This window comes from Campylobacter jejuni, assembly GCF_001457695.1.
Classification (GTDB): domain Bacteria; phylum Campylobacterota; class Campylobacteria; order Campylobacterales; family Campylobacteraceae; genus Campylobacter_D; species Campylobacter_D jejuni.
On record NZ_LN831025.1, the window covers coordinates 758,418 to 771,670 of the forward strand.

Annotated in this window: 13 protein-coding genes and 1 pseudogene; 8 read left to right on the forward strand and 6 right to left on the reverse strand. The window is 30.3% G+C overall.

The annotated features are described in order from the left end of the window. Positions 1–80 precede the first annotated feature (80 nt). From glmU to truA, 7 genes are read left to right on the forward strand one after another with little or no spacing between them, the layout of a single operon-like run. The gene (gene glmU, locus AT682_RS03910; protein ID WP_002882345.1) at positions 81–1,370 is read left to right on the forward strand and encodes a bifunctional UDP-N-acetylglucosamine diphosphorylase/glucosamine-1-phosphate N-acetyltransferase GlmU; all 1,290 of its coding nucleotides are present in this window, start codon (positions 81–83) and stop codon (positions 1,368–1,370) included. Further along, complete coding sequence (gene coaBC, locus AT682_RS03915; protein ID WP_002882344.1) at positions 1,367–2,521, forward strand: bifunctional phosphopantothenoylcysteine decarboxylase/phosphopantothenate--cysteine ligase CoaBC; 1,155 nt, start codon at positions 1,367–1,369, stop codon at positions 2,519–2,521. Before glmU ends, coaBC begins: the two co-directional genes overlap by 4 nt. Beyond that, positions 2,518–3,135, forward strand: a complete 618-nt coding sequence (locus AT682_RS03920; RefSeq protein WP_002852539.1) for a hypothetical protein — start codon at positions 2,518–2,520, stop codon at positions 3,133–3,135. Before coaBC ends, AT682_RS03920 begins: the two co-directional genes overlap by 4 nt. Before the next feature lie 3 nt (positions 3,136–3,138). Next, positions 3,139–3,807 (forward strand): polyprenyl diphosphate synthase, encoded by a 669-nt coding sequence (uppS, locus tag AT682_RS03925; protein WP_002852565.1) that lies wholly within the window; start codon positions 3,139–3,141, stop codon positions 3,805–3,807. After that, positions 3,804–4,580, forward strand: a complete 777-nt coding sequence (locus AT682_RS03930) for a prepilin peptidase (protein WP_032595294.1) — start codon at positions 3,804–3,806, stop codon at positions 4,578–4,580. The genes uppS and AT682_RS03930 overlap by 4 nt, the downstream gene beginning before the upstream one ends. Further along, a complete protein-coding gene (locus AT682_RS03935; protein WP_002882341.1) occupies positions 4,580–5,605 on the forward strand; it encodes an LptF/LptG family permease in 1,026 nt (341 codons plus the stop codon). Before AT682_RS03930 ends, AT682_RS03935 begins: the two co-directional genes overlap by 1 nt. Then, positions 5,602–6,327, forward strand: coding sequence for a tRNA pseudouridine(38-40) synthase TruA (gene truA, locus AT682_RS03940; protein WP_079263852.1), 726 nt, complete (start codon positions 5,602–5,604; stop codon positions 6,325–6,327). Before AT682_RS03935 ends, truA begins: the two co-directional genes overlap by 4 nt. Here truA and ilvA read toward each other — a convergent pair. Then, the gene (gene ilvA, locus AT682_RS03945) at positions 6,324–7,535 is read right to left on the reverse strand and encodes a threonine ammonia-lyase (protein ID WP_002882338.1); all 1,212 of its coding nucleotides are present in this window, start codon (positions 7,533–7,535) and stop codon (positions 6,324–6,326) included. The two genes, truA and ilvA, sit on opposite strands and share 4 nt — an antisense overlap. After that, positions 7,535–7,947: pseudogene (locus AT682_RS03950) on the reverse strand (CoA-binding protein). Before AT682_RS03950 ends, ilvA begins: the two are co-directional and overlap by 1 nt. Positions 7,948–8,065: 118 nt before the next feature. On the opposite strand from AT682_RS03950, the gene AT682_RS03955 reads away from it, so the two are divergent. Beyond that, the gene (locus AT682_RS03955) at positions 8,066–8,482 is read left to right on the forward strand and encodes a membrane protein (protein WP_002882336.1); all 417 of its coding nucleotides are present in this window, start codon (positions 8,066–8,068) and stop codon (positions 8,480–8,482) included. Here the strand turns inward: AT682_RS03955 and trmA are convergent. The 4 genes from trmA to AT682_RS03975 are packed head-to-tail and all read right to left on the reverse strand — an operon-like array spanning position 8,469 to position 13,253. Beyond that, positions 8,469–9,542, reverse strand: a complete 1,074-nt coding sequence (gene trmA / locus AT682_RS03960) for a tRNA (uridine(54)-C5)-methyltransferase TrmA (protein WP_002882335.1) — start codon at positions 9,540–9,542, stop codon at positions 8,469–8,471. The genes AT682_RS03955 and trmA overlap by 14 nt on opposite strands. Next, positions 9,539–11,272 carry a Na+/H+ antiporter NhaC family protein gene (locus AT682_RS03965; RefSeq protein ID WP_002882334.1) on the reverse strand — a complete coding sequence of 578 codons (1,734 nt, stop codon included), beginning with the start codon at positions 11,270–11,272 and terminating at the stop codon, positions 9,539–9,541. The genes trmA and AT682_RS03965 overlap by 4 nt, the downstream gene beginning before the upstream one ends. Further along, the gene (locus tag AT682_RS03970; RefSeq protein ID WP_002882332.1) at positions 11,269–12,018 is read right to left on the reverse strand and encodes an SDR family NAD(P)-dependent oxidoreductase; all 750 of its coding nucleotides are present in this window, start codon (positions 12,016–12,018) and stop codon (positions 11,269–11,271) included. The genes AT682_RS03965 and AT682_RS03970 overlap by 4 nt, the downstream gene beginning before the upstream one ends. Next, positions 12,015–13,253, reverse strand: coding sequence for an ankyrin repeat domain-containing protein (locus AT682_RS03975; RefSeq protein ID WP_002882331.1), 1,239 nt, complete (start codon positions 13,251–13,253; stop codon positions 12,015–12,017). The genes AT682_RS03970 and AT682_RS03975 overlap by 4 nt, the downstream gene beginning before the upstream one ends.

The following is a 13,253-nucleotide window of genomic DNA, read 5'->3' on the forward strand; positions in this document are numbered from 1 at the left end:
AAACTAGTTTAAGGGTATTAGGATTTTAACTTTAAACTGCTAAAATAGTCTTTTAGACTTCTTGATAACAAAGGTAAAAAATGAAAACTTCTATTTTGATTTTAGCGGCAGGATTAGGCACTAGAATGAAATCACAAAAGCCAAAGGTTTTGCAAGAGCTTTGTCAAAAAAGTATGATTTTACACATTTTAAAAAAGGCTTTTGCTTTAAGTGATGATGTAAGTGTAGTTTTATCGCATCAAAAAGAACGCGTTGAAAAAGAAATTTTAGAATATTTTCCAAAAACACAAATTTTAGAGCAAGACTTGCAAAATTATCCAGGAACTGCGGGAGCTTTAAGGGGGTTTGAGCCTAAAAATGAAAGAGTGTTGATTCTTTGTGGCGATATGCCTTTGGTTGAGCAAACAAGTTTGGAAGCTTTGTTAGGTAATAATGCAAAATTAAATCTAGCAGTTTTTAAAGCAAGAGATCCTAAAAGTTATGGCAGAGTGGTGATAAAAAACGATAGCGTTGAAAAAATTGTTGAATTTAAAGATGCAAATACACAAGAAAAAGAGATAAATACTTGCAATGCTGGGGTTTATGTGATTGACTCGAGGCTTTTAAAAGAGCTTTTACCTTTGATTGATAACAATAATGCGGTAAAAGAGTATTATTTAACCGACATTGTAAAACTAGCAAAAGAAAAAGATGTGATGATTAAAGCAGTTTTTGTAGATGAAGATGAATTTATGGGGATTAATGATAAATTTGAACTCAGTATAGCTGAAAATTTCATGCAAGAAAAAATTAAAAAATACTGGATGCAACAGGGTGTGATTTTTCATTTACCGCAAAGCACTTTTATAGGTGCAGATGTTGAATTTGTAGGTGAATGTGAAGTATATGAAAATGTAAGGATAGAGGGCAAAAGTAAGATTATAAACTCTATCATTAAAAGTTCAAGCGTGATAGAAAATTCCATCGTAGAAAATAGCGATGTAGGGCCTTTGGCACATTTGCGTCCAAATTGTGAGTTAAAAAACACTCATATAGGAAATTTTGTAGAATGCAAAAATGCAAAGTTAAATACCGTAAAAGCAGGGCATTTGAGCTATTTAGGAGATTGTGAGATAGATAGTGGAACCAATATAGGCTGTGGGACTATCACTTGTAATTATGATGGGGTAAAAAAGCATAAAACCATCATAGGAAAAAATGTTTTTGTAGGTTCGGATACGCAATTTATCGCACCTGTAAAAATCGAAGATGAAGTGATCATAGCAGCAGGAAGCACAGTAAGTGTCAATGTAGAAAAGGGTGCTTTGTTTGTCAATAGAGCAGGGCATAAAATGATAAAAGATTATTATTACAAGAAATTTCAAAAATGAAAACCATACTTTTAGCCATTAGCGGTAGTATAGCTTTTTATAAATCTTATGAGCTTATTTCTTTGTTTAAAAAAGAAGGCTTTAGGGTAAAAGTTTTGCTTTCTAATGGTTTGTTAAAATTTGCTAGCAAAATGAGTTTTGAAGCCTTGGTTGATGAAGTTTTATGTGAGGAAAATGAAAGTTGGCAAAATTCAAACAATCACATAGCTTTTAGCAAGGATGTAGACCTTGTTTTGTTTGCCCCTGCAAGTGTTAATTCTATCAATAAACTTGCTTTTGGTATAGCGGATAATCTTTTTATCCAAACCTTAATCGCAGCAAATAAACCTCTTATCATAGCTCCTGCGGCAAATACAAATATGTTTCATCATTTTAGCACGCAAAATTCTTTAAAGATACTTAAAGAAAATAAAGCTTTGATTATAGAGCCTATTTGTAAAGTTTTAGCTTGTAAAGATGAAGGCGTAGGAGCCTTAGCTGAAGTTAAGGATATTTTTAATATCACCAAAAGAGAGCTTTTAAAAGAAAAGTTTTGGTGCAATAAAAGCGTAGTTATCACAGGTGGCGGCACAAGGGAAAGAATCGATGATGTGCGTTGTGTGAGTAATTTTTCAAGTGGAAAAATGGCAAAAGCCATAGCTGATGCTTTTTATTTTTTAGGAGCTAGGGTAAAACTTTTAAGCTCTGTGGAATTTGATACTCCTTATGAGCTTTGCAAATTTGAAAGTTCTAAGGATCTAAAGGAGCTTTTGGATAAAAATTTAAATCATGATTTTTTGATTATGACAGCTGCAGTGAGTGATTTTATCCCTCAAAGTGTAAAAGGAAAAATTAAAAAAAATGAGCATTTAGAGGGTTTAAATTTGCACCTATCTTTAAATGAAGATTTGCTTAAAACTTGCAAATTTCAAGGCAAAAAGATAGGTTTTAAGATGGAATTTGATTCTCAAAATGCCTTAGAAAATGCGAAAAAATCTTTAAAAGATAAGCAACTTGATATGGTTTGTCTTAATATTATTGATCAAAAAAATTATTTTGGAAGTGATCAAAATGAACTTTATTTTATCACTTTAAACAATGAAAATAAAAGTACCTTGCAAAATAAAGAAAAATTGGCATTTGAATTAGTAAAATGGTGTGAAAAATTATGAGTATGATTAATTCTACCTTACCTATACAAATGAAAGTTTTAGCTAAATCAGGTTATGGACATTATACGCTTTTATTAAATCATAAAAAGATTCAAACCAAAAGCATGATAGAGCTTGAAATTGGTGCTGAATATTTAGCCGAACTTTATATGCAAAATGGTGGAGTTATACAATTTAAACATCTTTCAAAGCGTCCTAATTTCAAACCTTTTGAAGAGGGATTGGCTTTGATAATCGCTATTTTAGAGGATAAAATTTCTTATAAAAAATTCATTATACAAAATCTTTTAGATTGTAAAGATATAGAGCGTTATCAGATATTAAAAGAAATGCTTTTTGCAAGTTTTGAAAATATTTATCATATTCCTTTTAACTTTGAAAATAAATCTTGCTTGTTTCAAATGCGTAAAAGAGCAAAATATTTAGAAATTTACTTATATTTTAGTGTTTTTGGAGCTTTAAAAATTTTAATAGACTCGCAAGGCATTAGTGTTTTTACACCTTTTGCTAAGGTGCAAAAATTTTTAAACGAACATTTAGATTTTAATGTATCGCAAGAAAACAAGATTGAACCTTTGTTTGTTTTTAAAAGGCTTTTTGATTTTAAAGGATGAAAAATGAATGAATTAAAACACCTTGCTGTTGTTATGGATGGCAATAGGCGCTGGGCTAGGGCTAAGGGTTTTTTGGCAAAACTTGGATATTCCCAAGGAGTCAAAACTATGCAAAAATTGATGGAAGTTTGCATGGAAGAAAATATTTCAAATTTAAGCCTTTTTGCTTTTAGTACGGAAAATTGGAAGCGTCCTAAAGATGAAATTGATTTTATCTTTGAACTTTTAGATCGTTGTTTAGATGAAGCTTTAGAAAAATTTGAAAAAAATAATGTGCGTTTAAGAGCTATAGGTGATTTATCGCGCTTGGAAGATAAAGTAAGAGAAAAAATTACCTTAGTTGAAGAAAAAACAAAGCATTGTGACGCACTTTGTGTTAATTTGGCTATAAGTTATGGTGCAAGAGATGAAATTATAAGAGCTGCTAAGCGTGTGATTGAAAAAAAACTTGAGCTAAATGAAGAAAATTTAACGCAAAATTTAGATTTACCTTTAGATGTGGATTTGATGCTTCGCGTTGGAAATGCTAAAAGACTTTCAAATTTCTTACTTTGGCAGTGTTCATATGCTGAAATTTATTTTAGTGAAACTTTATTTCCATCTCTTACCAAGAGAGAATTTAAAAGGATTATTAAAGAATTTAGAAATAGAGAAAGAACTTTTGGAAAATGATATTTTTCATAATAATTCTAGGGGCTTGTTTGGGTTCTTTTTGCACAAGTTTGGCAAGTAGGATAATTGAAAAAAAAACCTTTTTTATCTCACGCTCTTTTTGTTTTTCTTGTGATACAAAATTAAAATACTATGAAATTATTCCTATTTTTTCTTATGTTTTTTTAAAGGCAAAATGTCAAACTTGCAAATGTCATTTGCCTATTTCTTTGTTAATCAATGAAATTTTAGGCATAATTTTGCTTATTTTGGTTTATTCTTTAAGTCAAAATTTTTATGATTTTTTATTTTTATCTCTATTTTTATTTAATCTTTTCTTGCTTTCTTTAATTGATATTAAACTCAAAGCTGTACCACAAATTTTACTTTGGAGTGCTTTTTTATTTGCTTTTTTTTACGCCTTTAGGGAAAGTGAAATTTTATATTTTTTGATTTTTAAAGAGTTTAGCGGAGGTTTTTTACTAAATGCTTTTAGTTTTGGAGGATTTATTTTTTTATTAAAAAGTTTGGTTTTTTTTCTAATGAATTTCCAAAAAAAAGATGAAATTTTAGAAAATTTGGGCGATGCTGATATTATCATTATGTCTTGTATAGGTGGAATTTTAGGTTTTGAGTATGGATTTTTAGTATTACTTATAGCTTCTATTTTAACTTTGCCTTTTTTTATTTTTTTTAAAATTAAAGCAATAAAAGAGCAAGAACTTGCTATGATACCCTTTTTAAATATCGCTTTTGTGGCAGTTTTATTTTATAAAAACTTAGGATTATTCTAATGAAGCTTAGTTTAAGATATGTTTTAAATCAATTTTTAAGTACGAATTTGTCTATATTTTTCGTACTTTTTGCTATTGTATCTATGGTGTTTTTTATTCAACTTGCAAAACTTACTTCAAGCATAGAGATTAGTTTTTTGGATCTTTTAAAGCTTTATGGATTTATGTTGCCCAGAATTTTAATTTTTACCTTGCCTATATCTTTTTTTATTTCTTTAACTTTGGCTTTGTTTAGGCTTTCTAAGGAAAATGAAAGCATAGTACTTTTTACTTTGGGATTTTCACCAATGATTTTGGCAAAATTTTTCCTTAAAATTGCAAGCTTGATTAGTGCTTTTATGCTTGTTGTGGCTTTGGTAATGATACCTATAGTATTTGAACTTCAGGATAACTTTGTAAACTATAAAAGCACTCAAGTGAAATTTAACTACAAAACAGGAGAATTTGGACAAAAATTTTTAGACTGGATGATTTTTATAGAAAAACAAGATAGCGATAAGTATGAAAACATAATTATGTATCGCCCTAAACATAAAGCAGATGATAAAGAACAACTTATCATAGCCAAAGAAGCGCATGTGCAAAGAAAAGATGATAGCTTTGCTTTTAGCTTAAATCAAGGCAAAATGTATAATTTTGAGCAAGATCAAAGTATTTTTAGTGGAGAATTTGACACTTTAGTAGTAAATACTCAGTTTAATACAGACAATCTTCAAACAAAGAAATTTTATGAATACTGGAATGATTTAAACGAAAACCCACAAAGAGCAAGAGAATTTGTGATTTATACAACTATAGCCTTGTTTCCACTTGCTAGTACGCTTTTTGCGCTTTGTTTTGGTTTGGTTACTTATCGTTATGAAAAAGGCTATGTGTATTTAGGTATGTTTGGAGTGATTGCTATATATTTTGGACTTTTAAGTTCTTTTTCTCAACCTCCAATTTTGGCTTGCCTTGGAATTTTTTCTTTAAGTTTATTTGTTTCGGCTTATTGTTTTAAGAAAATGGTTTTGAGTCGTTATTGATGAAAATAAAAATTATATTTTCTTATGATGGCTCTGCTTTTTTAGGTTCTGCTACTCAGCCTCATAAAAAAGGTGTTCAAGATGCTTTAAGTGGGGCCTTATCGCATTTGGGTATTTTTTCACCTCTTTTGATGGCTTCTCGTACGGATAAAGGAGTACATGCAAGCTATGCTGTAGCTAGTGTAGAATGTGGAGATCATTTTGTAAATTTAGAATATCTTCAAAAACAACTTAATAAATTTTCCCATCCTTTTATCCATATCAAAAAAATTGAAAAAGCAAAAGATGATTTTGAGGTAAGATTTGATGTAAAAAGTAGAGAATACCGCTATATATTTTCTCACTCTTCTTATAGTCCTTTTATGGCTTCTTATGTACATTTTTATCCTAAATTTGACTTAGATAAGGCTAACGAGCTTTTGGGTTTTTTTGTAGGAAAAAAGGATTTAAAGTTTTTTTGTAAAAGTGGAGGGGATAATAAAACAACTTTAAGAGAAATTTTTATTGCTAGAGCTTATGCTTATAAAGATTTTAGCATTTTTCATTTTAAAGCTAATGGTTTTTTAAGAGGGCAAATTAGATTAAGCGTAGCAAGCGTTTTAAAAGTTTTAGAAGGAAAAATGAGTGAAAAAGAACTCAAAGAACAGATTGAGGCTAAAAAGCAATACAATCACTTTTTAGCACCGCCAAATGGGCTTTATTTAAGCCGTATATGTTATTAAAAACTTTCATAGAAATTAAAAGCCTTTTGGGTTAAAATTTTTCTTATTTCTTCTTGATGTTCTTTACCTTTGGTTTCTAGGGTAATTGAAATCATCGCATCGCCATAATCAAGCTTGGTAGAAAATCTATCATAGTCGATTTTTACTATATTTGCATTGGCTATTTTTAAGCTGTCTGTAAGGTGTAATAATGCCCCAGGTTTATCTACTAAAGTAACATGAATTTGCATTTTTCTGTAAGATTTAAATAAACCTTTTTCTATGATGATATTTAGCATTTGTGCATCGATATTGCCTCCGCTTAAAACTACGCCAATTTTTTTGTGATTTTGTGTATTTATTTTTTGATGAAGCAGGGCAGCCACACTCGCAGCTCCTGCGCCTTCAACTATGATTTTATGTTTTTCGAGTAAAAACAATACCGCATTAGCTATTTCTTCATCATCAACTTGGATAAAATCATCTACACATTCTAAAACAATGTTAAAATTAATAGGATTTGCATCACGCACAGCAATACCATCGGCTATAGTGCGTACGCTTTTTGCATTTTTGATTTTTTTAGCATGAAAACTTTCATACATTGCAGGAGCTCCTTTGGCTCCAACTCCGATGATTTTAATGTTTGGATTGATTTGTTTAGCTGCACTTGTGATACCACTTATAAGTCCTCCACCTCCAACAGGTGCGATAATCATATCAAGATCGCTTATTTCATCAAGCATTTCAAGCATCAAAGTTCCTTGTCCTGCCATTACAAATTCATCTTCAAAAGGATGGATAAAACTAAGATTATTTTCTTTAGCATAAGAGGTTGCAAAGGCATAAGCTTCATCAAAATTGTCCCCTTTGAGTATCACCTCTGCTCCTAAGGCTTTTGTAGCAGAAACTTTTAAGAGCGGAGTGGATTCTGGCATTACGATAACTGCTTTAATGCCAAATTTTTTTGCACTAATGGCCACGCCTTGAGCATGGTTTCCCGCACTTGCCGCAATGACTCCATGTTGTTTTTGTTCAGCGCTAAGATTGGCTATTTTATTATAAGCTCCACGAATTTTATAAGCACCTGTAATTTGTAAATTTTCATTTTTAAGATAAATCTCACTTTGACAAATATCACTTAAAAAAGAAGAGTATATGAAAGGAGTTTTGTTTACAAACCCTGAAATTTGTTGTTTTGCTTTGTAAATTTTATTAAGCTCTAACACTATTTTTCCTTTGTTTTAAAATACGGATATCTAGCATAATGCAACGATTTTGTATAAAATTTATATCTAATTTTTTACATTCTTCTTTGGCTGTTTCATTACTAATACCAAGTTGAAGCCATAGGTTTTTAATATTTTTTTCAACAAGCTTAGGAAGAATTTCTAGTGCCACTTCGCCTTTTCTAAAAAGTATAAGTGTATCGATTTTTTCTTCTATTTGATCTAAATTTCTATAAACTTTTTCATTTAAAATAAACTCTTCTTTAGGATAAATAGGAAAAATTTTATAATTTTTTCTTTGTAAAAATTCTGCTACCCTATAAGAAGCTTTTGTCTTATCTGGACTTAAAGCAAATATGGCAATATTTTTACTTGTATTTATAATATAAGAGATAGTTTCTTTTTCATTCATTGTTAACCTTTGTTTTGGTATTTTATCTTAAATGATTAAAAAATTAACTAAAGTGAATTTAAAAAATGAAAAAAGTGTTATAATATAGCAAATTCCGAAGTTTAATAAGGAGGGAAAAATGGAAGAATTTTATCCATATACTTTAACAATCCATCTTCTTTGTGCTATTTTGTTTATAGGTTATTTGTTTGTTGATGTATTTGTTTTGGGTGTAGTTAAAAAGAAAAATCCTAATTTTGACAAAAGTCTTTTTAGTGCTACCGGGGTTAAAATAATGCCTTTTGTGGTTCTTTTGCTTTTTTTAAGCGGAGGTGCTTTGGCAGGTTTTCATTTTAAACCTTTAAATTTACTTTTTGCTGTAAAAATTATTTTGGCTTTTGGAATTTTATCTTTAGTTGTTTTTTCTTTATTTTGTCATTTTATATTAAAGAAGAAAAATCCACTCGGTGTTTTTATCCACCCTTTTGTATTTATGCTTTGTATCGCGATAGTAATACTGGCTAAATTAATGAATTATTTTTTTATACCTTGCTAAGAAATACTCCACATTCAAGATGTGGAGTATTGACAAATTGATCAAACAGAGCAAACTCTTCCGCTCTATGTGTTAGGCTTAATTCTTTTAAATTTTCTTTTAAAGTGATAGGATTGCAAGAAATATAAATAATATTTTCATATTTTTTTATTAAGTCAATTACGCTTTTATCAAGTCCTGCACGGGGTGGATCAACTAAAACATGAGAGAAATTAAAATCATCTAATCGAATATCTTTTAAACGAAAAAATTCTCTTTCTTTTTTGATAGCAAGACTTAATTCTTCGCTTGAAAGTCTTGCAAAGTGGATATTTGTTGTATTGTTAAGCTCGCAATTTTTTAAAGCAAAATTAATATTGCTTTTTGAAATTTCAGTGGCTAAAATTTTAAAAAAGAATGGCGCTAAAGCTAAAGTAAAATTTCCATATCCACAGTAAAGCTCAAGCAAATCCATTCTTTTTTGAGTGTTTAAAATTTCACACACCCAAGTAATCATTTTTTCATTTATAGTAGTGTTGGGTTGAATAAAACAATCGTTGTTAAATTCATAAAATATTTTTCTACCTTGAATATTTAAAGTTTGTCTTAGATTTTCTGTTTTAAAAATAAGCTTTTTGCCTTTACTTCTTGCTATGAGGTTGATATGAAGATTATTGCTTAAATTTTCTAAATTTGACTTTATATCTTCTATATTTTTATGATAGAGTAAAGTTACGCTAAGTTCTCGCTTTGTGGTTAAAAATTCTACACCAAAAAGTTTTTCTTTTAGTTTATTATCTTGACGCAAGTATTCTAGAAGTTTTGGCATAAAAGCACAAATTTTTTCATCAGCAAAATCTAAATATTCTATAATGTACTTTTTTTTGTTTTTTGGATCAAACATCGCATAAAAAAGCGTATCGTTTTCATGATAAAATGAAAGTTCAGCTCTTGTACGATAATGCTTATCTTTTGAAGCAAAAAGTTTAAAATCCTTTGTATAAAATTCTTTAAAATATTTTTTTATGAAAGAATGTTTTTCATCTAAAGTAAGAAAATTTCCAAAATTTTCAAGACTCATGGAACTTTCTTTCCGATGAGTCTTAGTAAAAGTGCAATAAGTATGAAATTTAAAGGCAAGACAAACCAAACGCTAAGTCCTAAAGATACAGGAATATATCCAGCGATTAAAGAAATGCCACAGATAAATAAAGCATAAGGAATTTGTGTTCTTACATGCTCCATATGATCGCATTTTGCACTCATAGATGAAAGGATTACATTATCTGAAATTGGTGAGCAATGGTTTCCAAAAATCGCACCTGTTAAAACGCAGCTTATATTAATAACCATATAATGATGCATAGCGTTTGCATCCATACCATTGATTTTGGCGATTTCATGAGCTAAAGGCACAGCCAAAGGCATTAAAATCCCCATAGTTCCATAGCTTGTTCCTATGGCAAAAGAAATGGCTGAGGCAAAAGCAAAAATAGTAGCAGGCAAAATAAACTCAGGCAATTTGTCTGCAAGCAAACTAGTGATAAATAAAGAAGTTCCTAGATCTTTTACTATGCTTGAAAGTGACCAAGCAAATAAAAGCAATACTATGGTAAAAATCATGGTTTTCCAGCCATATATCCAAGTTTCTACCGCTTCTTTAAGATTGAAAATTCTACGACGCACCCCAATAAAAATCGCTACAATAGCAGCAAACAAAGCAGCTTGGAATAACACCACAGAAGAATCAGCATTTCCAAAAGCAGCTCTAAAAGTTTCAAAAGACAAAGGATTGGCACTTGCTTTTGCAAGTTCTTCGCCTTCTAAAGTGCTAAGTCCATTAAAATAAAATCCTAATATAGCTAAAATGATTAAAGTAAAAATAGGAACAATAGCATCAAAAGCACGAATTTTAATACCTTCTTTTGGCGCTAAAAACTGATCTTCTAATTCGGCAGTATCTAGTGTGCCTGATTTAGGTAGAGGAGCAATTTGTCCTGTGGTTCTTGCACGCACTTCAGCCTTGTACATAGAACCAAACTCACGCCCCATGATTGCAGTCATGACTACAAAAAAAAGCATGAAGATATTATAAAAACGATAAGGTATGGTTTCGACAAAAATTCCAAAAGCACTAATATCGCTAATGCCTATGTGTTCATAAGCGGTTTTAATTAAAGAAACTTCTAAGCCTATCCAAGTAGAAATTACAGCTATTCCTGCCACAGGAGCTGCGGTAGAGTCGATAATAAAGGCAAATTTTTCACGAGAAATTTTAAATTTATCCGCCAAAGGACGCATAATTGGACCTACGATCAGTAAATTAGCATAGTCATCAAAAAATATTAAAAGCCCTAAAAACCAAGTGTTAACTTGAGCTGATACAGCTGATTTGGCTCTTTTGGCAAATTTTAACGCTACGGCTTTCGCACCACCCATTTTTGTGATAAGTGCCACAAGACCACCTATACAAAGAATTTGTAAAATGATTCCCGCATTTACTGGATCAGAAGTTGAACCTAAGATATAAGAAATAATCTTTGAAAAAGATTCTACTGCGGTATTGTAATAATTTACAAAAGCTAAATGTTGTGCTTTGAAAATATTTACAGAAAGACTGAGCAGAAAAGTTCCACTTAAAACTCCAGCAAAGAGTGACAAAATAACATCTTTTGTGATAAAGGCTAAAGCAATAGCAACTAAAGGCGGTATAAGTGTAAAAGCTCCAAATAAATTAGCATTTGCAGCTGCTTCTGAGGAGTTTGCAAATGCAACTAAAGGTAAAAACAATAAAACTAAAAATTTATTCATTCATCTCTTTCTATATAAAATCCATTCCAAGTTTGTGTTACCGGCATAAGCTCGATTTCATTAACATTAATATGGCTTGGTAGGTTAATGATAGACATTACCACTTTGGCAATATCATTAGCACTGATAAATTGCGTATTTTCATACACTGCATCAGCTTTTTGGATATCTCCTTTAAAACGCACTTCGCTAAATTCAGTTTTGCAAAGTCCTGGAGCAATGTTTGTTACTTTGATATTGCTTCCTCTAAGATCATTTCTTAAGGCCAATGAAAATTGTCCTACAAAGGCTTTGGTTCCACAATACACATTGCCTCCAAAATAAGGATTGCGTCCTGCAACCGAACCTAAGTTAAAAATATAAGCATTTTTTTGTTTACGAAGTATAGGAATAACAGCTTTTGCAACATATAAAAATCCTTTGATGTTTGTATCTACCATAGTGTTAATATCTTCAAGGTTTAATTTATCAAATTCATCTACCCCTAAAGCTAAACCTGCATTATTAAAAAGCACATCAATTTCTTGAAATTCTTTGGGTAAATTTTCAATAGCCTCAAAGATTTCTTTTTGATTTCTTACATCTATGCAAAGCGTGTAAATCTTATCTTTGTGAGCATTTTTTAACTCTTCTAGACGCTCTTTGCGTCTAGCAAGGGCGATTACTTTGTAGCCTTCTTGTATAAAAGCTTCAACGCAAGCTCTACCAAAACCTGAACTAGCTCCTGTAATAAATGCGGTTTTCATTCTAAACTACCTCCGTAAAATAGATTTTCGTTTGCTTTTAAACCTAAGCTTTTTAGATAATCAGCATTTTCTTTTTTACCTGCTGCTAGTGCAAAGTCAAGTGCATTAAAACCAAGATCATCAACAGCATTAAAATTTGCTCCTTTTGAAATAAGAAGTTTTAAAATTTCAACATTTCCATAGGCTGCAGCATGCATTAAAACATTTTTTGAAGTGTGCTCTAGAGCACAAAATGTAATAAAATAAGGCGTATTTGAACCTATGTTCGCACTTAATGCTAATTTTTCATTGTTATTAATATATTTTTGATTAACATTTGCTCCATTATCAAGAAGTAGTTTTATGATATCAAGACGATTAAACTCTATGGCATAAAAAAGTGGGGTTTTACCAAAGGCATTGGCTTGATTAACATTCGCTCCATTTTGGATTAAAAAATTTGTATTTTCATAATTTTCCAATGCGTAAAAAATAGCACTTTCATAACCTTCGTCAATCCTAGCACCAAAACGAATCAAAAGTTCTAAAATTTCTTTTTCTCTTTGATTTAAAAGCGCTGCTTGCAAGGCTATAGTAAGATCATCTTGGCTTGGATTATTTGAAAAAATAAAATCTTGTATATAAGATACTGAATAATTTTTATTTGACATGATTTTTGCTAAAGGACTAATGTCTTTGTAAATTTTTGTTTCACCAACAGCCCAATTTAAAAATTCGTTTAAGGCATTGCTAGTATAGTAAATATTACTACCTTTATCAAAATTAAAATTACTTTCAAAATACTTTTCTAAAGGTTCTATAGCATTGTTATATTCTTTCCAAAAAGCTTTGTAAAGTCTAAAATTTCCTATGCTTTGATATGCCCAATATCTAAAATAAGATTTTAAAATATCATATTTTTTTTCTAAATTTTCGGGTGTATCTAAAGTTTTTTGATAAGCGATGGGATTGATAGCTATTTTTAATAATAAAAAATCAAATTGTTGTAATTTTGGCAAATAAGCCACACCATTACAAGAGCTATTGCTTCCGCGAATTTCATTGGAAATTGCATAGAGTTTTTTTGTAAAATCTTGATTTTTTAAAGATTCTTTACAGCTTGAAGTTATATTTAAATAATCTAAATTTGAACTTTTATTTAGCAATGTTTTATTATTTTTAATGTTGTCGCAGTTAATGGCATCGCTAGCCATTAAACTTGCAAAACAACAAAAGGAAGTGAATAATAACTTCAA

Excerpts from the sequence above, each read along its gene's own strand:
- AT682_RS03955 (WP_002882336.1), top strand. The coding sequence starts at position 8,066 with ATGGAAGAATTTTATCCATATACTTTAACAATCCATCTTCTTTGTGCT.
- AT682_RS03920 (WP_002852539.1), top strand. The coding sequence starts at position 2,518 with ATGAGTATGATTAATTCTACCTTACCTATACAAATGAAAGTTTTAGCT.
- uppS (WP_002852565.1), top strand. The coding sequence starts at position 3,139 with ATGAATGAATTAAAACACCTTGCTGTTGTTATGGATGGCAATAGGCGC.
- AT682_RS03970 (WP_002882332.1), bottom strand. The coding sequence starts at position 12,018 with ATGAAAACCGCATTTATTACAGGAGCTAGTTCAGGTTTTGGTAGAGCT.
- AT682_RS03935 (WP_002882341.1), top strand. The coding sequence starts at position 4,580 with ATGAAGCTTAGTTTAAGATATGTTTTAAATCAATTTTTAAGTACGAAT.
- AT682_RS03965 (WP_002882334.1), bottom strand. The coding sequence starts at position 11,272 with ATGAATAAATTTTTAGTTTTATTGTTTTTACCTTTAGTTGCATTTGCA.
- AT682_RS03930 (WP_032595294.1), top strand. The coding sequence starts at position 3,804 with ATGATATTTTTCATAATAATTCTAGGGGCTTGTTTGGGTTCTTTTTGC.
- coaBC (WP_002882344.1), top strand. The coding sequence starts at position 1,367 with ATGAAAACCATACTTTTAGCCATTAGCGGTAGTATAGCTTTTTATAAA.
- trmA (WP_002882335.1), bottom strand. The coding sequence starts at position 9,542 with ATGAGTCTTGAAAATTTTGGAAATTTTCTTACTTTAGATGAAAAACAT.
- glmU (WP_002882345.1), top strand. The coding sequence starts at position 81 with ATGAAAACTTCTATTTTGATTTTAGCGGCAGGATTAGGCACTAGAATG.